Source organism: Paenarthrobacter sp. NEAU-H11 (assembly GCF_050573415.1).
In the GTDB taxonomy this organism is placed as follows: Bacteria; Actinomycetota; Actinomycetes; order Actinomycetales; family Micrococcaceae; genus Arthrobacter.
This window is the reverse complement of the sequence record NZ_JBNZGA010000016.1, coordinates 50,046-70,409: the sequence shown is the minus strand read 5'-3', so window position 1 is coordinate 70,409 and position 20,364 is coordinate 50,046. Positions and strand designations below refer to the sequence as shown.

Below are 20,364 nucleotides of genomic sequence, written 5' to 3'. Positions count from 1 at the left end.
CCGGGCTGACCATGACGTGGAGCAGGCCTGTGGGCTGGATCCTCGACCATCTGGTGTACCGGACCACCGTCACGGGCAAGGACAACGTGCCTACCGGAGGCCCGGTGATTTTCGCCGCGAACCACATCAGCTTCCTGGACGGGCCGGTCATGTTCGGTGCCTCGCCACGGCCCATGCACATCCTGGTCAAGCAGGAAATGTTCCAGGGATTCCTCGGCCGGGTGCTCAACGCCTCGGGCCAGTTGCCGGTGGACCGGAGGGGCGACCGCGCGGCACTGCAGCGCTGCAAGGAAGTGCTCGACGCCGGACGGTGCGTAGGGATCCTTCCCGAAGGTACCCGGGGGAGCGGGGCGGCTGCGGACATTAACGGCGGCGTGGCCTGGCTGGCGCTGAACTCCGGAGCGCCGGTGGTTCCGGTGGCCATCCTGGGTACGCGCAGAGGCGACGAACACCTTGATTCAGTGCCACGGCCGGGCAGGCGTTTCCACGTCAGCTTCGGAAATGCCCTCACCCTTGGCCGCAGGGCCGGGGAAAGCGGGCGTGCTTCAATGGACAGGGCGGCGCTGGAAATCCGCGCTGCGCTGGCTGGGCACGTCCAGGACTCCGTTCAACTCAGCGGGCAGCCCCTGCCCACGGCAGATGCCCATAAAGACTTAACAGCAGTAGCCGGGACGCCGGCAGATGACCACTAAGGACAGTGCAATGAGCGATATGACTCAAACTCCCGGCCACCCCGGCGCCGGCGAAGACGACTACACGCCCACGGGCACGGACCAGGTGGCCGAACGGCTGGCTGCCATTGACGACGAGGAGGCCGAGCTCCGCGCCGCGTCCCTCCGGGCGGGCCTGGAGGACTATGACCTCGACGAGGAAGACGCCGCACTGCTCAGCGGCGAGTACGGCGACGAGGACTTCGACGGCCCCGTCAAGCTTGATCCGGTCCTGGCCATCATCGGACGCCCCAACGTGGGCAAGTCAACCCTCGTGAACCGCATCCTGGGCCGGCGTGAAGCAGTGGTTGAAGACACCCCCGGTGTCACCCGCGACCGCGTCATGTACTCCGCCAGCTGGAACGGCCGCAACTTCACCCTCGTGGACACCGGCGGCTGGGAACACGATGCCCGCGGTATCCACGCCCGCGTGGCCGAGCAGGCCGAGATGGCCGTTGAACTCGCCGACGCCGTGCTCTTCGTGGTGGACTCCGCAGTAGGGGCTACGGCCACCGATGAAGGTGTCATGAAGATGCTCCGCCGCAGCAAGAAGCCGGTCATCATGGTGGCCAACAAGGTGGACGACTTTGCGCAGGAAGCGGACTCGGCCACCCTGTGGGGCCTGGGCTTTGGTGAGCCCTACCCGGTGTCGGCGCTGCACGGCCGCGGGGTTGCGGACCTGCTGGACCACGTGATGGACGTGCTCCCAGAGTTCTCCACCATTGAGGGAACCGACCGTTCCGGCGGCCCGCGGCGCATTGCCCTGATCGGCCGCCCCAACGTGGGCAAGTCCTCGCTGCTGAACAAGCTGGCAGGCACCGAGCGCGTAGTGGTGGACAACACGGCCGGAACCACCCGCGACCCCGTGGACGAGTTCATCGAACTCGGCGGCCGGACGTGGCGCTTCGTGGACACGGCAGGCATCCGCCGCCGCCAGCACATGGCGCAGGGGGCGGACTTCTACGCCTCCCTGCGGACCCAGGCCGCACTCGAAAAGGCGGAGGTCGCCGTCGTGCTCCTCGCCGTGGATGAGGTCCTCAGCGAGCAGGACGTCCGGATCCTGCAGCTCGCCATTGAGTCTGGCCGTGCCCTGGTGCTGGCGTTCAACAAATGGGACCTGCTCGACGACGAACGCCGGCGCTACCTGGAACGTGAAATCGAGCAGGACCTGGCTCACGTGAACTGGGCACCCCGGGTGAACATCTCTGCCAAGACCGGGTGGCACAAGGACCGCCTGGTTCCCGCCCTGGACCTGGCACTGGAGAACTGGGACAAGCGCATCGCCACCGGCCGCCTGAACGCCTTCCTCGGCGAACTCGTTGCCGCGCACCCGCACCCCGTCCGAGGCGGCAAGCAGCCGCGCATCCTCTTCGGCACCCAGGCGTCCAGCCGGCCCCCGAAGTTCGTGCTGTTCACCACCGGATTCCTGGACCCGGGATACCGCCGCTTCATCACCCGCCGCCTCCGGGAAACCTTCGGCTTCGAGGGCACCCCCATCGAGGTCAGCATGCGGGTCCGGGAAAAGCGGGGCAAGAAGCGTTGATTCCGGTGATCTCCGCAACACGCGGAGCGCCGGAAGCCGGAAAGTGTCACTGGCACCCTCCGGAATCGTGTAAGCTCTTCTAGGTGGTTCGGCCGGACTGCTGGTGAAATCCTCGGAGTGATTTGAGGGTTCAGCTCAGCGGAGAACGGCGGAACCAGCGGGCTGTAGCGCAGCTTGGTAGCGCACTTGACTGGGGGTCAAGGGGTCGCAGGTTCAAATCCTGTCAGCCCGACCACAACACCACAGGCCGCCTTCGGAGAAATCCGGAGGCGGCCTGTGGTGTTTAACTGGCCGTGTCCGCAACCACCGTGGGAATCCCGCCCGATGAAACCTCAACCAGCACCGTTGGGTGTGACCAGACCTGTCGTCCTTTTTACTAAAACGCTCAGCAGGTTTCTCTAGTGTTTTGATTATTGCTGCCATACGTTTGGCCCAACTATCCGTACGCTTGCTGGGGAGCAACGATGCTTGTTGCGGGGACGGCGCCCTGTGCGCCACGTTTTTTCATGTGAATTTGCCGGCGGTCCTGCGCTTACCATCACCACGGAATCAAGGGGCTGACGTGAGGCGGTCAGTTCTCAAGTCCGGTGGGATCCACGCGTACTGGACTTGCTCGACGCGAAAGGTATCCCCCTACATTGTCCATCTGCCATGACTAACTATCGCGAACTGACTAGACCCGAGGCCGCGGCCGCCCTCCAAGAGTTTCTTGAAGAACGCGGTCCCGCACTTGCGCTGCTTCGGGAGCGCTTGGTGGAAGACGGGCAGGACCCCCAAGCACTTCTCGACGGAAGCCTTGAGAGCCTGGTGCCGCTGTGGCGTTGGTTGCTGTCCCATCTGGCCAGGCTGGATGCCTACGGTGCCACCGACCCCGCCTCCGTGCCGCCGGAGATGTGGCCATCGTGGGAACGCTTCACCACCGCGGAAGAGCGCACCCTTTCCTTGGAATCCCTGACTTTGTTGGACGGCCTTGTGTCCTACCTGGCGGAAGTCGTGCTCGGGCATGCTCCCAATGCACGGTGGGACGTGGCACGCGGTCCTCAAAAGCGCTACCACCTGAACAACCATCCGGTCCTCGTCAGCGGCACGGGAGAGACCCATAACTTCCTGCCCGGGCTGCCGGTAGTGGACGCGCGCGCCTCACTAAACCGGGTCCGGGAATCGTCCGATGACAGGATCGAGGCGTACGCGCGGGCGCTAATCGAACAACTAAACCAAGAATCAGTGCTCACTGACGGAACCACGGAGCCTGAGCCCATTCTCGAGGTTGAGGACATCCGGGGCGAACCGGGCGGGTACGACTTCGAGATTGGTTTAAGCGATGAACTCTGTCATGAACGGTCGGCCGACGTGGAACGGCTGGTCCGCGAGTTATCTGGTGCTGAAGGCGTCAATCAGGTCCTCCATGAGGACCGGGACATGATCCTTGTCCGCGCACCATCATGGAACACTGAGATGCTTGAAGGCTGGTTCCTCCAGCGCCTCTAACAGCCCGTAAACGCACCGCCGCATTGCCTTGGCTACTTCAGGAACTTAGAGGTCCTGCGGTCAGCCAGGATCTTGCCCTTGGTCTGGCAGGTGGGGCAGTACTGCAGGGCAGTATCGGCGAAGGAAACCTCGCGGACAGTATCTCCGCACACGGGGCACGGCTGACCGGCCCGCGCATGGACGCGCATGTGGCTCCGTTTGACGTCCTTCAGGTCCTTGGGCGGCTTGCCCTGCGCCTCGGCCATCGCCGTGCCAAGGATGGTGTGGATGGCGTCGTACAGGACCTGGACGGTTCCGCGGTCCAGGGACTTGGCCGTGGCAAAGGGGGAGATCCTTGCCGCATGCAGAATCTCGTCGCTGTAGGCGTTCCCAATCCCGGCGATGACGCCCTGGTTCCGCAGGAGCCCCTTGATCTGCTGGGAGCTGCCGGCAAGGATCTCAGCCAGCATGTCGGCGTCGAACGCCTCAGCGAAGGGGTCCGGCCCCAGCGACGCTATACCCGGCACTTCCTGCGGATCCCGGACCACGTAGACCGCAAGGCTCTTCTTCGTTCCGGCCTCGGTGAGGTCGAAGCCGCGCGGGCCCCCGGGGCCGGTGAAGGCAAGGCGGGCGGCGATGTGCCCTTTTCCCATTTTCAGCTGGGCGTCGGTGGGGGAGTCCGTGAAGCGGACCCAGCCGGCCCTGGCCAGGTGAAAGACGAAGGAGAGGCCGCCGGTGTCAATGCTGATGAACTTGCCGAAGCGCCGTACGCCTGTGACGGTCCTGCCCTCGAGGGCGCTGAACGGGGGATCGGCCGTCTTGAGGACGGCGAAGGAAACGATCTGCACTTTTGACACGACCGCTCCCTGCAGGTGGTCACTCAGGAACCCGGCAAGGCCGGCGACCTCGGGCAGCTCAGGCATCCGCTAGCTGCCTTCCCCGACGTGGACGCCGGCTGTGCATGCGCTCATGCGTCCCATCTTGGCAGAAACCCCGCCGAACGCCCGGGCAGATGTGCCTATACTTTCAGCGGCGGCCCGTTCCGGGGCCCCGTTGACATTGGTGTTCGACCCGATGAAAGGCCCCTGATGAGCAACATTCCCGAAGATCTGTCCTACACAGCCGAACACGAGTGGGTCACCGCCCCCAATGCCGACGGCGTGGTCCGGGTAGGCATCACCGACTTTGCCCAGGACGCACTCGGGGACGTTGTCTACGCCCAGATGCCTGAAGTTGGCACCAAGATTACGGCGAACGAAGTTGTGGGCGAGGTGGAGTCCACCAAGAGCGTCAGCGACATCTATGCCCCTGTAACCGGCGAAGTTGTGGCCCGCAACGAGTCACTGGACACCGATTCCGCGCTGATCAACACAGATCCCTACGGTGAAGGGTGGCTCATTGAGATCAAGCTCGCCGAAGCTGACGCCGTTGAATCATTGCTCAGTGCATCGGAGTACGAACAGCAGGTAGGCTAAAGCTAACCGGTATTTCCGGTCCGGCCCCGCCGTGAAGGCAGAACGTCTTCGCACGTCAGCGGCCGGATCGGCGGGCCGGGACCGGGCCTGCGTTGCAGGTCCGGAGGGCAGATGTTGGTTGCAGGCCTGAGGGCAGCAACGGAAAGAGGAGGAGTCCATGGCTGGCCACACACAGAACCCTGCCGACGGGGAACACGGCTCGGGTGCGGCCAGGGCGTCGGAGACTACTTCGATCCATCTCACCCCGGTGAGGGATGAGCCCACGATTGCCCCCAAACTCTCGTCCGATGAGCGCAGCTCGGTTGAGGCGCTCCCGGCCGGGTCAGCACTGCTGGTTGCGCACAGCGGCCCCAACGCCGGCGCCCGCTTCCTGCTTGATTCCGATGTCACCACGGCCGGACGGCACCCGGATGCGGATATCTTCCTGGACGACGTCACCGTTTCCCGCCGCCATGTCGAGTTCCGGCGCACCGCCCGGAGTTTCGAAGTGGTGGACAAAAACAGCCTGAACGGCACCTACGTCAACCACGACCGCGTGGACAGCGTGGAGCTCAAGTCCGGCAGCGAAGTCCAGATCGGCAAGTTCCGCCTCACCTTCTACATGAGCCCTGCCAACGCTGCAGGCCGCGGCTGAACCGGGGACCGCTGCCTGTGGCAATGGCACAACCGGAACGCCGGGGACCCCAGGTCCTCAACATCGGGGAAGTCCTCGCACAGCTCAGCGGGGACTTTCCCGGCATGACTGCGTCCAAGATCAGGTTCCTTGAGGAAAAAGGGCTCATCAACCCGCGCAGGACACCGGCGGGCTACCGCCAGTACTCGGACGGCGACGTCGAGCGGCTGCGGTTCGTCCTGGCCCTGCAGCGTGACCAGTACCTCCCCCTGAAAGTCATCAAGGACTACCTCGATGCCATCGACAGGGGCGAACGCCCCGAGAACCTCCCGCCCGGCGTCGTGGTGTCCCCGCGCATCGTCTCGGATGAGCTGGCGGCGGAACTGCAGAACCGGGGGCGCAAGCTTACGGAAGAGCAGCTCCGCACGGAATCCGGTGCCAGTGTGCCGCTGCTGCAGTCCCTCCTGAGTTTCGGCCTGATCAGCCACAGCAATGGCCAGTTCGATGAGCACGCCCTCCAGGTGGCGCGCGCCTGCGTCCAGCTGGAGAGCCACGGGCTTGAACCCCGCCACCTCCGCCCCTTCCAGGCGGCTGCGGAACGGGAGTTTGGCCTGGTGGAGCGCGTCGTGGCGCCATTGGCGTCCCGCAAGGACTCCGCGTCCCAGGCACGGGCAGCTGAGGCCGCCCGTGAGATTAGCGACCTCTGCCTCACCCTGCACCGTGCCTTGGTGCAGGACCATATCTCACGCATGGACATCTGATGATTGAAGTCGAGATTGTGGGCGTTCGCATCGAACTGCCTTCCAACCAGCCCCTGGTCCTGCTTCGGGAAATGCACGGGGAACGGCATGTCCCCATATGGATCGGGACGCCTGAAGCCAGTGCCATTGCCCTTGCCCAGCAGGGCGTGGTCCCGCCCCGCCCCATGACCCACGACCTCCTGGTGGACGTCGTGGAGTCGCTGGGGCACTCGGTGGTCAGCGTGAACATCGTTGCGGTGGAGGACAACATCTTCTACGGCCAGCTGCAGTTCGAGAACGGGACAACAGTCAGTTCGCGGGCCTCGGACGCGCTGGCCATAGCCCTGCGCGCAAAGTGCCGGATTTGGTGCGCGGATTCAGTCATGGATGAGGCCGGAGTCCGCATCACCGAGCATGACGAGGGCGAGGACACGGAACCCGGTCCCACCGTTGATGAAGAGCGCGAACTGCGCCGGTTCCGGGAGTTCCTGGACGATGTTGAGCCCGAGGACTTCGACGGCTGAGGTCACGTTAAGGTTAAAGTTGAGGGTGAATCTTTCGACACGCCCCTTTTAACCCTGCAGGGTCTTTGACCTTGCGACCCCCCGGGCCTAACGTCGAAGTATCGAGTTCCCATTGCTTACGGCAGCCGCGCAAGTCACACTGGAAAGTGCGCCCCGCGAAAATTACATGCATGGTCTTCATGCACTGCTGCTGCAGCAGTTTCCCCGGGAGCGTATGACAAGGAGGATCCAGGTGAGTCCCAAAGGTGAAGCAGGCGGGCTGAAGCAGCCCACGGCTGGTGTTGCTGTGCCGGCGAGCGGTGCCCAGGGCCTCCTGTTTACCGAAGACCTTCCTGTGCTGGATGAGGACGCGGGCTACCGCGGGCCCACCGCATGCAAGGCGGCCGGCATCACGTACCGCCAGCTCGACTACTGGGCACGCACCGGCCTGGTGGAGCCCGCGGTCCGCGGCGCCGCCGGTTCCGGCTCCCAGCGACTGTACGGCTTCCGCGACATCCTGGTCCTGAAAGTCGTCAAGAGGCTCCTGGACACAGGGGTATCGCTGCAGCAAATCCGCACCGCCGTGGAACACCTGCGGGAACGCGGCGTCGAAGACCTCGCCCAGATCACCCTGATGAGTGACGGCGCGAGCGTCTACGAGTGCACCTCCGCTGACGAGGTCATCGACCTCGTCCAGGGCGGCCAAGGTGTGTTCGGCATTGCTGTCGGACGGGTCTGGCGTGAGGTGGAGGGCAGCCTGGCCTCGCTTCCCAGCGAGCATGCCGCTGAGCCGTCCTTTCCGGACGACGAACTGAGCAAGCGCAGGGCAGCGCGCAAGATCAGCTGAAATATTGAGCAAGGGGCCGCTCTCCATCCGGAGGGCGGCCCCTTGGCTGTTAACCAGGCGGGTTGCCCTACCTGGCGCGGCTGCGCAGGCCGCTGCCCACAGCCATCAGGTTGGCCAGCAGTTCATCGAACAGGGCCGCAGCGGACTTCGCGGAATCACCGGGCCAGTGGTGCACGGGGTGGGCGGCGCCCTGGATCTGCTGCCAGTTGGCCTGTTCCGGAATCCGCGGGCTCAGGAGGAGTTCTCCGAACATGGACTCCATCTCCGCAAGCCGGTACGCGTGTTCCGAGGAACCCGACCGCACCCGGTTGGCCACGATGCCTGCCGGGGAAAGGTTGGGGGCGAACTCCTGGCGGAAAAGCTGGATGGCCCGCATGGTCCGCTCGGTGCCGGCCACCGAGAACAGGCCGGGCTCGGCAACCAGCGCCACCTTGTCGCTGGCGGACCAGGCGATCCGGGTCAGGCCGTTCAGGGACGGCGGGCAGTCCACTAGGACAAGCTGGTAGTCGTCCCCGGTGGCCAGGACAGAGGAGAGCCTGCGCAGGTCGCGGCGGCCCAGGTCCGGCCGGTCATAGATGCCGGTGTAGGCAGAGCCGACGGCGACGTCCAGTACGGCGGAGCCGGTGCCGTTGGACTGGGTCTTGGCGGTCCAGCTGCTGCGCACCACGTTTTCGGACAGCTTTGCCCGGCGGGGACTCTTGAGCATCCGGCCGATATCCAGCTGGTCGCCGGGCTGGACTCCCAACGCAGTGGTGGCATCCGCGTGCGGATCAAGGTCCACCACCAGCGTGCTGATGCCCGCGGCCAGCGCCGCAGACGCCAATCCTGTGGTGACGGAAGTCTTGCCGACTCCACCCTTAAGGCTGCTGATGCTGACTACTTGCACTTGAGAGACCAAAACCTAACGCCGGATGCCGTGTTGGGGGTAATGTTTGCTCCGGCAGTGCCGAAGCCGGACGGTCCTGCCGCCCTACTCATCATATGTTGATGCGTCGGCGAATCCTGCTTTATTGGGCGTCGGCATGGCACCGACTGTGCTGGCGGGGCGGTTTCCGCCCGAGCCGGCAGAAGGCTTCGGGACATGACGGGGAAATTAGTGATGGTGGCCACAAAGATTTGTGTTTGTCCTTGTAGGTCCTAGACACTGTGACCACTCACCGATCCACCCGCAATGATGCAGGAGAAGTATGTTTTCCAAAGTTCTGGTGGCCAACCGCGGCGAAATCGCGATCAGGGCCTTCCGCGCCGGCTACGAGCTGGGCGCCAAGACGGTTGCCGTTTTCCCCCATGAAGACAGAAACTCGATCCACCGCCAGAAAGCGGACGAGGCCTACCTGATTGGCGAAGAGGGCCACCCCGTCCGGGCTTACCTGGACGTAGAAGAAGTAGTGCGGGTGGCAAAGGAGTCCGGTGCGGACGCCATCTACCCGGGCTACGGGTTCCTTTCCGAGAACCCGGACCTCGCCCGGGCCGCGAAGGCCGCGGGCATCACCTTTGTTGGTCCGCCTGCTGAGGTCCTGGAACTCGCGGGCAACAAGGTAGCGGCGCTGAAGGCAGCCCGCGACGCCGGCGTTCCCGTCCTGAAGTCCAGCGCGCCCTCCAAGGACCTGGACGAACTGATCGCTGCGGCCGACGAGATCGGGTTCCCCATCTTCGCCAAGGCAGTGGCCGGCGGCGGCGGCCGCGGCATGCGCCGGGTGGACACCCGTGAGGCCCTGCCCGAAGCCCTGCAGTCAGCCATGCGCGAGGCCGATGCCGCCTTTGGCGATCCCACCATGTTCCTGGAGCAGGCCGTCCTGCGCCCGCGGCACATTGAGGTCCAGATCCTGGCCGATGCCGAGGGCAACGTCATGCACCTCTTCGAACGCGACTGCTCCATCCAGCGGCGCCACCAGAAGGTCATCGAGATCGCCCCGGCCCCCAACCTCGATGAGGGCATCCGGCAGGCGCTGTACCGGGATGCCGTCAAGTTCGCCAAGGCCCTGAACTACGTCAACGCCGGAACGGTGGAGTTCCTTGTGGACACGGTCGGGGAGCGCGCCGGCCAGCACGTCTTCATCGAGATGAACCCGCGCATCCAGGTGGAACACACGGTCACCGAGGAAGTCACCGACGTCGACCTGGTGCAGGCACAGATGCGGATCGCCGCCGGAGAAACACTCGCCGACCTCGGCCTCTCCCAGGACACCGTCAAGCTGCGCGGCGCGGCGCTGCAGAGCCGCATCACCACGGAAGACCCCGCCAACGGCTTCCGTCCGGACGTCGGAAAGATCACCGGCTACCGGTCCGCCGGCGGCGCGGGTGTGAGGCTCGACGGCGGCACCGTTTACTCCGGTGCCGAAATCAGCCCCCATTTCGACTCCATGCTCGTCAAGCTCACCTGCCGCGGCAGGGACTACCCGTCCGCCGTCGCCCGTGCACGCCGGGCCCTGGCGGAATTCCGCATCCGCGGCGTCTCCACCAACATTTCCTTCCTGCAGGCAGTGCTTGACGATCCCGACTTCATCGCGGGGGACGTCGCCACCTCCTTCATTGACGAGCGCCCGCAGCTGCTCAAGGCCCGCGTCTCTGCGGACCGCGGCACCAAGCTCCTCACCTGGCTGGCCGAGGTCACGGTCAACAAGCCCAACGGCGAACTCAAGGTCCACTCCAACCCGGCCAGCAAGCTGCCGTCGGTCAAGGACAAACAGGCCGTTCCGGGCTCCCGGCAGAGGCTCCTCGAGCTGGGCCCCGAAGGCTTTGCCAAGGCGCTTCGCGAACAGAACGCGGTGGCCGTCACGGACACCACGTTCAGGGACGCCCACCAGTCGCTGCTGGCAACCCGCGTCCGCACCCGCGACCTGGTGGCGGCCGGACCCGCCGTCACCGCGCTGCTGCCGGAACTGCTGTCCGTTGAAGCCTGGGGCGGGGCCACTTACGACGTGGCACTCCGGTTCCTCGGCGAAGACCCCTGGGACCGCCTCGCTGCGCTGCGCAAGGCGCTCCCCAACGTGTGTCTGCAGATGCTGCTCCGTGGCCGCAACACCGTGGGCTACACGCCGTACCCTGAAGAGGTGACCGAAGCCTTCGTGAACGAGGCTGCCGCCACCGGCATCGACATCTTCCGGATCTTCGACGCCTTGAACGACGTCAGCCAGATGGCCCCGGCCATCCGTGCGGTCCGGGCCACCGGCACCGCGGTGGCCGAGGTGGCACTCTGCTACACCGGGGACATGCTGGATCCGGAAGAGACGCTCTACACGCTTGACTACTACCTGGGTCTTGCCCAGAAGATCGTTGACGCCGGCGCCCACATCCTGGCAATCAAGGACATGGCCGGCCTGCTCCGTCCCGCCGCGGGAGCGAAACTCGTTTCAGCCCTCCGGGAACGCTTCGACCTGCCGGTGCACCTGCACACCCACGACACGGCAGGAGGCCAGCTGGCCACGCTGCTGGCCGCCGTGGATGCCGGTGTTGACGCTGTGGACGTCGCGTCGGCGTCGCTGGCAGGAACCACCAGCCAGCCCTCGGCCTCTGCCCTGGTGGCAGCCCTGGCGCACACTCCGCGGGACACGGGGCTCAGCCTGGCTGCGGTCAGTTCGCTGGAACCGTACTGGGAAGCGGTCCGCCGCGTGTACGCACCGTTCGAGTCCGGCCTTCCCGGCCCCACCGGTCGCGTCTACCAGCATGAGATCCCCGGCGGCCAGCTCTCCAACCTGCGCCAGCAGGCCATTGCGCTGGGACTGGGGGAGCGCTTCGAAGCCATCGAGGACATGTACACCGCGGCCGACCGCATCCTTGGGCACCTGGTCAAGGTGACGCCGTCCTCCAAGGTGGTGGGCGACCTCGCCCTGCACCTGGTGGGCTTGAACGCGGACCCGGCGGACTTCAACGAGAACCCGCAGAACTACGACATCCCGGATTCCGTGATCGGCTTCCTGTCCGGCGAGCTCGGCGATCCGCCAGGAGGCTGGCCGGAGCCCTTCCGCACCAAGGCCCTGCAGGGCCGCAGCGTGAAGGTCAGGGACGTGGAGCTCAGCCCCGAGGACAGCGCGGCCCTGAAGTCCGATTCCAAGACCCGCCAGCACACGCTGAACCGGCTGCTCTTCGATGGACCCACCAAGGACTACCTGAAGAGCGTCGAGACCTACGGCAACATCTCCGTCCTGGATACCCGCGACTACCTCTACGGCCTGCAGCGTGGCACTGAGCACGAGATCCAGCTGGAGAAGGGCGTGCGGCTGATCGCGTCGCTGGAAGCGGTATCCGAGGCGGACGAAAAGGGCATGCGCACCGTCATGTGTACCCTCAACGGCCAGTCCCGGCCCGTCGTGGTGAGGGACCGCTCCGTGGTCAGCAACGTGAAGGCTGCCGAAAAGGCAGACCCGGCCCAGCCCGGCCACGTGGCCGCACCGTTCGCGGGCGCCGTTACGGTGACGGTCAAGGCCGGCGACGAGGTCAAGGCAGGAGACACGGTAGCCACCATCGAGGCGATGAAGATGGAAGCATCCATTACGACGCCGGTGGCCGGCAAAGTCTCACGGCTCGCCATCTCATCCATCGAGCAGGTGGAGGGCGGGGACCTGCTGCTGGTAGTCGAGCAGTAGAGCCCGGACGCTCGATTAACAATTGAAGGGTCCTCCCCGTCGGGAGGACCCTTCCTTGTGGTGGGCTGCGGTTGAGGCAGGGCCCGATCCTCTGCGTGCTATACCCCCCCGCCCCGCTAAGGCCGCTTCGCGGCGAGCGGGGGCGCGGGGCCCCTTTTACGCACGCTGCCGGACCGGGCCCTGCCTCTTTGCGGCGCTTCCTACGGACGAGGCGAGCTGTACATCTCCTCGATGACCGTTTCGAAGTCCTTCATCACTTGCGCCCTTTTTACTTTCATTGAAGGCGTCAGGTGCCCGGACGCTTCGGTGAAGTCGGCCGGCACGATGCGGAAGGACTTGATGGCCTCGGCCTGGGAAACCGACGCATTCGCGGCCGTGATCAGGTCCTGGACTGCCGCCTTGACTACCGGGTTCTTGGCGGCGTCCGCCAGGGAAGTGTCTGCCGGGAGGTTGTGCCGCTGCAGCCAGCCGGGCAGGGCTTCCTGGTCCAGCGTGACCAGGGCGCCGATGAACGGCCGGTTGTCGCCGACCACCAGCACCTGCGAGACCAGCGCATCGGCCCGGATCTGGTCCTCGAGCAGGGCGGGGATGACGTTCTTGCCGCCCGCGGTGACAATGATCTCCTTCTTGCGCCCGGTAATCCACACAAAGCCGTCGTCATCGAGCCGGCCGATGTCCCCGGTACGGAACCATCCGTCGTCGAACGTTTCGCCGGTGAGGTCGGGCCGCTTGTAGTAGCCGCGCATTACGCACACGCCCTTGGCGAGGATCTCGCCGTCCTCGGCGATCTTCACGGCATTTCCGGGCAGGGGCTTTCCCACGGACCCGATCTTGATCAGCGACGGGGTGTTCACCGTAATGGGGGCCGTGGTTTCCGTCAGGCCGTAGCCTTCAAGCACCTGCAGCCCGATGCCCTGGAAAAAGTGGCCCAGCCGCTCGCCCAGCGGGCCGCCGCCGGACACCGCATGGGCAACATGGCCGCCCATCGCGGCCCGCAGTTTGCCGTAGACCAGTTTGTCGAACAGTGCGTGGCGCAGCCTGAGGCCCAGGCCGACGCGGCCCTCCTGCCGTGCCTTGGAGAAGGCGATGGCGGTATCGGCTGCCTTATGGAAGATGGCTCCCTTGCCGGCGTCCTCCGCCTTGGTCATGGCAGAGTTGTAGACCTTTTCGAAGACCCGCGGCACCGCCAGGATGAAGGTGGGCTCGTAGCTCTGGAGGTCCGCCAGGAGGTTCTTGATATCCGGTGTGTGCGCCACGGTGGTGCCGGCAGCCATGGCCAGGACGGAGATGAAGCGGGCAAAGACGTGCGCCAGCGGGAGGAACATGATGGTCTTCGCGTTCTCGTGGACGATCTCGCCAATGATGGCCAGTGCGTTGTCGGAAAGCTCGACGAAGTTGCCGTGCGTCAGTTCGCAGCCCTTGGGCCTGCCTGTGGTGCCGGACGTGTAGATGATGGTGGCGGTATCACCCAGGGTGGCTGTTTTCCTCCGGGCTTCAAGATCCTCGTCGCTGACCTCCCGGCCGGCTTCGCGGAGGGCGTCAAGTCCCTCGCCTTCCAGCTGCCACACGTGCTGGAGGGATGCCAGGCCTTCCGCCGTTACCGCCTGGCGGATGATGTCCTCATGGTGGGCTGCCTCGCCGAAAGCGGCCACCGCGCCGGAGTCGCCCAGGTTCCAGGCCACCTGGGAGGGCGAGGAAGTTTCGTAGATGGGGACGGAGACGGCGCCGGCGAACCAGATTGCGAAATCCACCAGGGACCATTCGTACCGGGTGCGGGACATGATGCCCACGCGGTCGCCGGCACCCACTCCGCTGGCCATCAGCCCCTTTGCCAGTGCCCGGACGTCGGCCACGAAATCAGTGGCGGAAATGTCCTGCCAGGACCCGGAGGCGTCGCGCCGCGAAAAGAGTGCGGGGTTGCCGGCCTTGGCTGCCTGCCGCAGCACCAGATCGGTGATGTTGGTTTCCGGTGGGACTACAACAAGAGGCGGAACACTGAATTCGCGCACTATAGCTCCTTTGATATCCGAGGTCCCGCACGGGGGCATGCCTAAAGCCTAGTACGCCGGTGCGGGGCCGTGCAGTATATAAAGTTACTGGCCAGTAACTTTCCCGTCAACGACGCCGGAAGACACGTGGGCGGCATCCGTGGCTGCCGCGGGCTTCGGCGGAATATGCGCACCTAGAATGGGGGATTATGTATGTACCGCCCCCCGGCGAACAGGCCGGGCCCCTCAGAAGACCTGCCCCCTGGAGGCGCCGGCCCACCACTTCCAGGGCAAGGACGCGGCACGACGGCGAAGGCTTCCGTGAGCACCTGCGCCTCGGCCGCAAGGGCCTCGCCATTGGGATCGACATCGGCGGGACGAAGGTGGCCGCCGGCGTCGTTGATGCAGACGGCCGCATCCTCAGCGAGGCACGGCGTGCCACCCCCGGCAGCGATCCCCGGGCAGTGGAAAAGGTCATCGTGGAGTTGGTCGAGGAACTGGGCAAGGGGCACCGGATCTGGTCCGTGGGCATCGGCGCCGCAGGGTGGATGGACCTCGACGGCGGGACGGTGCTTTTCAGCCCCCACCTCGCCTGGCGCAATGAACCACTACGCGCCAACCTGCAGCGGCTCCTGCGCCGGCCGGTGCTCCTTTCCAACGACGCCGACGCCGCCGCGTGGGCGGAATGGCGCTTCGGTGCGGGCCAGGGGGAAGACCGGCTGGTCTGCATCACGCTGGGTACCGGCATCGGCGGTGCCATGGTGATGGACGGCAGGGTGGAGCGCGGCCGTTTCGGTGTGGCAGGGGAATTCGGGCACCAGATCATCATGCCGGGCGGGCACCGCTGCGAATGCGGAAACCGCGGCTGCTGGGAACAGTACGCCTCCGGGAATGCGCTGGGCCGGGAAGCAAGGATCCTGGCGCGGGCCAACTCCCCGGTGGCGCAGGACCTGATAGCGGCCGTGGGCGGGCGGACCGAGGCCATCACCGGTGCGATCGTGACGGAACTGGCGCTGGCAGGCGACCCGGTATCACGTGAATTGCTTGAGGAAGTAGGGGAGTGGCTCGGGCTGGGACTCGCCAACCTTGCTGCCGCCCTGGACCCGGGACTTTTCGTCATCGGCGGCGGCCTGTGCTCGGCAGGGGACCTGCTGGTGGAACCTGCCCGCAAAGCTTTCGCCCGCAACCTGACGGGCCGCGGTTTCAGGCCTGCCGCGGGGATCCAGCTGGCGGCCCTGGGGCCGAATGCCGGACTCATCGGTGCTGCCGATCTGTCCCGCGTCAGCAGCAGGACGCGCCGCTAGACGCGGGCGCCGTCGTCGTCCTCGTCCTTCTCCTGCGGAAGCTGCATGATCAGGTACACGGTTCCCAGCACGAACACGGCGACGATTCCCACGATTGCCAGGAGCGGCGCGGAGCGCCAGAACATCGCTGAGAACAGCAGCGCCACCGGTCCGCCCACGGCGGCGAGCCAGGCAAGCATGGTCAGCGGATCCGTACCGGCGAGGCTGGGTGGTTCCTCCGGGACGAACGCACCGTCTTCCCCGTCCACGTCATAGTCGCGTGGCCCGGCTGGAGCGTCTGCGTCTGCGCCTGTGCCTGCGTCGTCCCCGGCAGCCTGCCGTTCGGCCGCAGACATCTCGGCAGGTGCCGCGCCAGCCAGGCCCAAGGGATCGAAGTCCCGGAACGAGGCTGGCCGTCCACCCGCCGTCGAATCGTCCCGTGGAGCGGCGGCAGCGCCCGGATCGGTGCCGGCGCCGTTGGCGCTGCCGGTGCCTCCGGCGGGGGAATCGGCTTCCAGCCGGGCCACCAGGTCCAGCCAGACGGCGTCATCCTGGTTGGCGCCCTGGTCAGGGGAGCCCGGGTCAGGCCTGTTCATGGGACGCGACCTCCAGCGTTGAGGGCGCACTTGCCGTTGAACGCCCGGGAGCCCCGCCGGAAGCAACCGAGCGGATGAACTCAACGGATCCCTGAAAAATCCGGTCGGCATCATTGTCCAGGGTTGCCACATGGTAGCTGTTCTCAAGGTAGACCAGGTCCAGGGGAGCATGGGTGAGCCCGCGGCGGAGCGCCACGAGGCTTGAGTCGGACACCACGTGGTCAACCGTGGAGCGGAAGGCCTTGACCGGGGCCGTGATCCGGGGAAGGAGCCTGATGGTGTCCTTGAACATCTTGTTGACTTCGTGCGCCGCAGCAACCGGGGTCCGGGGGTAGGCGCCCTCGTCCATGCCTTCCTTGAGAATGTCGTTGGCGATGGCCGGCGTACTTTTCATCACCAGCTTCAGGATCCCGGCGATCGGTGCGCGCGGGTCATCGATGACCAGCCCCGGGTTGACCACGATCACGCCGGCCACGGGCCGGGTGGCCGCAATCCGCAGCGCCAGCGCCCCGCCCATGCTCAGCCCGGCCGCAAAGACATAGTCGCAGTCCGCATCCAGTTCAAGGTAGGCCTCGTCCAACGCCCTGTGCCATTCCTGCCACCGCGTCCGTGCGAGTTCCTGCCAGCTGGTGCCGTGGCCGGGCAGCAGGGGCATACGGACGGCGAAGCCGGCATCGGCCAGGCTCCGGGCCCAGGCGCGCAGTCCGTGCGGACTGGCGGTAAAGCCATGTGAGAGGACCACGCCGACGCGGGGCCCGTCGCCGATGGAACTGCTGCTGAACGGGCTGTGGTCCGGGCCGGAGGTCATGGGGTCTCCAATGAGGTCTTCTGGCGGGCGAGGGCGTGGAAGAAAGCGCTGGATTTTGCATGGATCTCCGGCGCGTCCACGTCCAGCGTAGCCACATGTCCGCTGCTGTGGAGGTCCACCACTTCAGCAAGGTTTCCGCCCAGGCCTTTTCGGAGCAGTGCCAGCGAAGTTGGCGGAACCACCGCGTCCGTGCGCGACTTGAACACCTGGACCGGGGCAGCCACCGTGGGCAGGCACCGCGCCGCCGCACCAAAAAGTCTCTTCAGTTCGTGCACTGCCGCCAGGGGAGTGCGTGAATAGTCGCCGTCATTGGTGGCTGCCGCCGTCGGCTGTTCCTCCTGGATAGGAAGGGTTGTCCGCTGGAAATACTTCAGTACGCCGATCACCCGGACCCGCCGGTCGTAGAAACTCAGGCCCGGGTTGACCACGGACACTCCGGCCACGTTGTGCCGGGAAGCGGTCAGCAGCGCTATGGCGCCGCCCATCGAGAGTCCGGCCACAAAGGTTGTGTCGGTCCGTCCTTCCAACTCCAGGTAGGCAGCCTCAAAGCTGCGGTACCAGTCGCCCCAGCGTGTCCCTGCCAGTTGGCGCCAGTCGGTTCCGTGGCCCGGCAGCAGGGGAACGGTGACCGCATAACCCTGCGAAGCGAGGTGCTCAGCCCACGGCAGCAGGCTGAGCGGGCTGCCGGTAAAGCCGTGGCAGATGGCCACACCGGTGCGTGCATTGGGTCCGTGGCCGGGATAGCTGAAAGCGGCAGGAGGGGACGGGGTGCTGCTTTCGCTCATGCCTCCATCGTGTCACTGTTCCGGACAAATCTCACTAGAGTAGGGTTGCATTGAACTGCTGGCCAGGCCCGACGCGGGGTCCGGGGGCCGCCTTCCGGAGAGGTTTCTCACGTGTTCTATTGGGTCATGAAGCGGATTTTCCTTGGTCCTGTGCTGAAGCTTCTTTTCCGCCCCTGGGTTAAGGGGCTGGACAATATTCCTGCCGAGGGCGCGGCCATTATCGCCTCCAACCACCTGTCGTTTTCAGATTCGATTTTCATGCCGCTGATGGTGCGGCGCCCCGTGGTCTTCCTGGCCAAATCGGAGTACTTCACCGGAACCGGGATCAAGGGCAGGCTGACCGCGCTGTTCTTCCGCCTGACCAACCAGTTGCCCATGGACCGGTCCGGCGGGGCTGCATCGGCCGCCTCGCTGAGTGCCGGAATGGAGGTCCTCAACCACGGCGGCCTGCTGGGCATCTACCCGGAGGGCACCCGGAGTCCGGACTCGAAGCTGTACAGGGGCAAGGTGGGCGTGGCCAGGCTTGCGCTGCAGGCCGGAGTTCCGGTGATTCCGGTGGCCATGATCGGCACGGACAAGGTGCAGCCCATCGGCAAGCGGCTGCCGAACATCCGCAGGATCGGCATGATCTTCGGTGAGCCGCTTGACTTCAGCCGGTATCGGGACCAGGCAGAGGACCGGGATATCCAGCGGAAAGTCACGGACCAGATCATGTTCGAACTGATGCGGCTCTCCGGGCAGGAATACGTGGATGAGTACGCCGCCGTGGTGAAGCTCCGGCTGGCGGGAAAGCCCCCCGAACCCGTGGCCGCCGCGGAACCCCTGGTGTCGCCGGCGCCTGCCGCGGCCGGTGCCGGGAGTCCGTCCGGCGATGCGGGCCCGGCGGAAGGCGCCGGAGGCCTCCGGAAAGCGGAGGACGACGGCGGGGCTGCCGCCAGGGAGTGAAGCGGTTGTGACGCGCCCGGGCGGGTGCGTGACGGTACGGTGTCCCGGGGCCCGGCGCGACCGTTAGTCTTAGATGGTGACTGAGCTATCTGCAAAACCCGCCTTTTCGCTGTCCAGCACCGCCCAGAGCGGAGCAGCCAACTATCCCGGACTCGACGACTGGCGGGACCTCCCCATTTCCCAGCAGCCCAGCTGGCAGGACCGGGACGTGTTTGAAGCCTCCGTGAAGGAGCTCTCCGTACTTCCTCCCCTGGTGTTCGCCGGCGAGGTGGACGTCCTCCGCGAACGCCTGGCTGCCGCTGCCCAGGGCAAGGCTTTCCTCCTGCAGGGCGGTGACTGCGCGGAGACCTTCGAGGCCGCGACGGCGGACAAGATCAGCGCGCGCGTCAAGACCATCCTCCAGATGGCTGTGGTGCTCACGTACGGTGCGGCCATGCCGGTCATCAAGATGGGCCGCATGGCGGGCCAGTTCGCCAAGCCCCGCTCCTCCAACGACGAAACCCGCGACGGCGTGACCTTGCCCGCCTACCGCGGCGACATCGTCAACGGGTACGACTTCACGCCGGAGTCCCGGGGCCACGACGCCTCGCGCATGCTCCGCGCCTACCACACGTCCGCTTCCACGCTGAACCTCATCCGCGCCTTCACCCAGGGCGGGTTCGCCGACCTGCGCTCGGTGCACCAGTGGAACAAGGGCTTCACCGAGAACCCGGCACACGCACGCTATGAGTCCCTGGCCCGCGACATTGACCGCGCCATCAAGTTCATGGCCTCCTGCGGCGCCGACTTTGAGGCGCTCAAGCGCGTCGAGTTCTTCGCCAGCCACGAAGCCCTGCTGCTGGACTACGAGCGCGCGCTGACCCGGATCGATTCCCGCACCGGATTCCCCTACGACACCTCCGCGCACTTCCTCTGGATCGGGGAGCGGACCCGCGAACTGGACCACGCGCACGTCGACTTCCTGTCGCGGGTGCGGAACCCCATCGGCGTGAAGCTGGGCCCGTCCACCACCGGCGACGATGCGCTCCGCCTGATTGACAAGCTTGACCCGGAGCGCGAACCCGGCCGGCTGACCTTCATAACCCGCATGGGTGCGGGCAACATCCGAGAGAAGCTGCCCGCCGTCGTCGAGAAGGTCACCGCGTCAGGCGCGCAGGTGCTCTGGGTTACCGACCCCATGCACGGCAACACCGTCACGTCCCCCAACGGGTACAAGACACGCAACTTCGACGACGTCATTGACGAAGTGCGCGGCTTCTTCGAAGTGCACCACGCCCTGGGCACCGTTCCCGGCGGCCTGCACGTTGAAATGACCGGCGACGACGTCGCGGAGTGCCTTGGCGGCGCCGACCCCGTGGACCAGGACGCCTTCCTGGACCGCTACGAGTCAGTCTGCGATCCACGGCTGAACCACATGCAGTCGCTGGAAATGGCGTTCCTGGTGGCCGGCGCCCTCGCCAAACACTAGGCGGCGC

Annotated in this window: 18 protein-coding genes and 1 tRNA gene; 13 read left to right on the top strand and 6 right to left on the bottom strand. The window is 65.8% G+C overall.

Translation table 11 applies throughout. The features are described 5' to 3' along the window. Window positions 1-11 precede the first annotated feature (11 nt). The 4 genes from ACQ3DC_RS17515 (at window position 12) to ACQ3DC_RS17500 (ending at window position 3,741) form a co-directional block, all read left to right on the top strand. Window positions 12-692 carry a lysophospholipid acyltransferase family protein gene (locus ACQ3DC_RS17515; RefSeq protein WP_157242547.1) on the top strand — a complete coding sequence of 227 codons (681 nt, stop codon included), beginning with the start codon at window positions 12-14 and terminating at the stop codon, window positions 690-692. Between the two features lie 10 nt (window positions 693-702). Next, on the top strand, window positions 703-2,253 hold the full coding sequence (der, locus tag ACQ3DC_RS17510) for a ribosome biogenesis GTPase Der (protein WP_421093475.1): 1,551 nt from the start codon (window positions 703-705) through the stop codon (window positions 2,251-2,253). Between the two features lie 158 nt (window positions 2,254-2,411). Next, window positions 2,412-2,488: transfer RNA gene (locus ACQ3DC_RS17505), tRNA-Pro, on the top strand. Between the two features lie 416 nt (window positions 2,489-2,904). Beyond that, complete coding sequence (locus tag ACQ3DC_RS17500) at window positions 2,905-3,741, top strand: hypothetical protein (protein WP_421093474.1); 837 nt, start codon at window positions 2,905-2,907, stop codon at window positions 3,739-3,741. A 32-nt stretch (window positions 3,742-3,773) separates the two neighbouring features. Here the strand turns inward: ACQ3DC_RS17500 and ACQ3DC_RS17495 are convergent, their stop codons facing one another. Next, window positions 3,774-4,643: an Fpg/Nei family DNA glycosylase gene (locus ACQ3DC_RS17495; RefSeq protein ID WP_421093473.1), complete on the bottom strand. Its 870-nt coding sequence runs from the start codon at window positions 4,641-4,643 to the stop codon at window positions 3,774-3,776. A 165-nt stretch (window positions 4,644-4,808) separates the two neighbouring features. Between ACQ3DC_RS17495 and gcvH the strand changes: the two genes are divergently transcribed. The 5 genes from gcvH (at window position 4,809) to ACQ3DC_RS17470 (ending at window position 7,898) form a co-directional block, all read left to right on the top strand. Then, a complete protein-coding gene (gcvH, locus tag ACQ3DC_RS17490; protein WP_157238526.1) occupies window positions 4,809-5,195 on the top strand; it encodes a glycine cleavage system protein GcvH in 387 nt (128 codons plus the stop codon). A gap of 157 nt (window positions 5,196-5,352) precedes the next feature. Then, window positions 5,353-5,829, top strand: coding sequence for an FHA domain-containing protein (locus ACQ3DC_RS17485; protein WP_157238525.1), 477 nt, complete (start codon window positions 5,353-5,355; stop codon window positions 5,827-5,829). 23 nt (window positions 5,830-5,852) lie between these two features. Then, window positions 5,853-6,569 carry a transcriptional regulator FtsR gene (gene ftsR / locus ACQ3DC_RS17480; RefSeq protein ID WP_104997481.1) on the top strand — a complete coding sequence of 239 codons (717 nt, stop codon included), beginning with the start codon at window positions 5,853-5,855 and terminating at the stop codon, window positions 6,567-6,569. Beyond that, window positions 6,569-7,072, top strand: a complete 504-nt coding sequence (locus ACQ3DC_RS17475; RefSeq protein WP_013600629.1) for a bifunctional nuclease family protein — start codon at window positions 6,569-6,571, stop codon at window positions 7,070-7,072. Before ftsR ends, ACQ3DC_RS17475 begins: the two co-directional genes overlap by 1 nt. A gap of 232 nt (window positions 7,073-7,304) precedes the next feature. Beyond that, complete coding sequence (locus tag ACQ3DC_RS17470) at window positions 7,305-7,898, top strand: MerR family transcriptional regulator (RefSeq protein ID WP_321215910.1); 594 nt, start codon at window positions 7,305-7,307, stop codon at window positions 7,896-7,898. Window positions 7,899-7,965: 67 nt separating this feature from the next. Here ACQ3DC_RS17470 and ACQ3DC_RS17465 read toward each other — a convergent pair whose 3' ends face one another. Next, entirely contained in the window at window positions 7,966-8,784 is an 819-nt protein-coding gene (locus tag ACQ3DC_RS17465; RefSeq protein ID WP_430752827.1) for a ParA family protein, read from the bottom strand. Between the two features lie 301 nt (window positions 8,785-9,085). Here ACQ3DC_RS17465 and ACQ3DC_RS17460 point away from each other — a divergent pair, with 301 nt between their 5' ends. Further along, entirely contained in the window at window positions 9,086-12,484 is a 3,399-nt protein-coding gene (locus tag ACQ3DC_RS17460) for a pyruvate carboxylase (RefSeq protein ID WP_157238523.1), read from the top strand. 200 nt (window positions 12,485-12,684) lie between these two features. Here the strand turns inward: ACQ3DC_RS17460 and ACQ3DC_RS17455 are convergent, their stop codons facing one another. Continuing rightward, window positions 12,685-14,493, bottom strand: a complete 1,809-nt coding sequence (locus ACQ3DC_RS17455) for an AMP-dependent synthetase/ligase (RefSeq protein ID WP_323057399.1) — start codon at window positions 14,491-14,493, stop codon at window positions 12,685-12,687. A gap of 188 nt (window positions 14,494-14,681) precedes the next feature. Here ACQ3DC_RS17455 and ACQ3DC_RS17450 point away from each other — a divergent pair, with 188 nt between their 5' ends. Next, window positions 14,682-15,776, top strand: a complete 1,095-nt coding sequence (locus ACQ3DC_RS17450; RefSeq protein ID WP_157238521.1) for an ROK family glucokinase — start codon at window positions 14,682-14,684, stop codon at window positions 15,774-15,776. Here ACQ3DC_RS17450 and ACQ3DC_RS17445 read toward each other — a convergent pair. The 3 genes from ACQ3DC_RS17445 to ACQ3DC_RS17435 are packed head-to-tail and all read right to left on the bottom strand — an operon-like array spanning window position 15,773 to window position 17,944. Next, window positions 15,773-16,351: a hypothetical protein gene (locus tag ACQ3DC_RS17445; RefSeq protein ID WP_321215913.1), complete on the bottom strand. Its 579-nt coding sequence runs from the start codon at window positions 16,349-16,351 to the stop codon at window positions 15,773-15,775. The genes ACQ3DC_RS17450 and ACQ3DC_RS17445 overlap by 4 nt on opposite strands. Beyond that, on the bottom strand, window positions 16,338-17,159 hold the full coding sequence (locus tag ACQ3DC_RS17440; RefSeq protein ID WP_321215914.1) for an alpha/beta hydrolase: 822 nt from the start codon (window positions 17,157-17,159) through the stop codon (window positions 16,338-16,340). Before ACQ3DC_RS17440 ends, ACQ3DC_RS17445 begins: the two co-directional genes overlap by 14 nt. After that, entirely contained in the window at window positions 17,156-17,944 is a 789-nt protein-coding gene (locus tag ACQ3DC_RS17435; protein WP_321215915.1) for an alpha/beta hydrolase, read from the bottom strand. The genes ACQ3DC_RS17440 and ACQ3DC_RS17435 overlap by 4 nt, the downstream gene beginning before the upstream one ends. 111 nt (window positions 17,945-18,055) lie before the next feature. Here ACQ3DC_RS17435 and ACQ3DC_RS17430 point away from each other — a divergent pair, with 111 nt between their 5' ends. Beyond that, on the top strand, window positions 18,056-18,889 hold the full coding sequence (locus tag ACQ3DC_RS17430; protein ID WP_421093467.1) for a lysophospholipid acyltransferase family protein: 834 nt from the start codon (window positions 18,056-18,058) through the stop codon (window positions 18,887-18,889). 73 nt (window positions 18,890-18,962) lie between these two features. Then, entirely contained in the window at window positions 18,963-20,357 is a 1,395-nt protein-coding gene (locus ACQ3DC_RS17425; RefSeq protein WP_104997491.1) for a class II 3-deoxy-7-phosphoheptulonate synthase, read from the top strand. The last annotated feature ends 7 nt before the right edge of the window (window positions 20,358-20,364 follow it).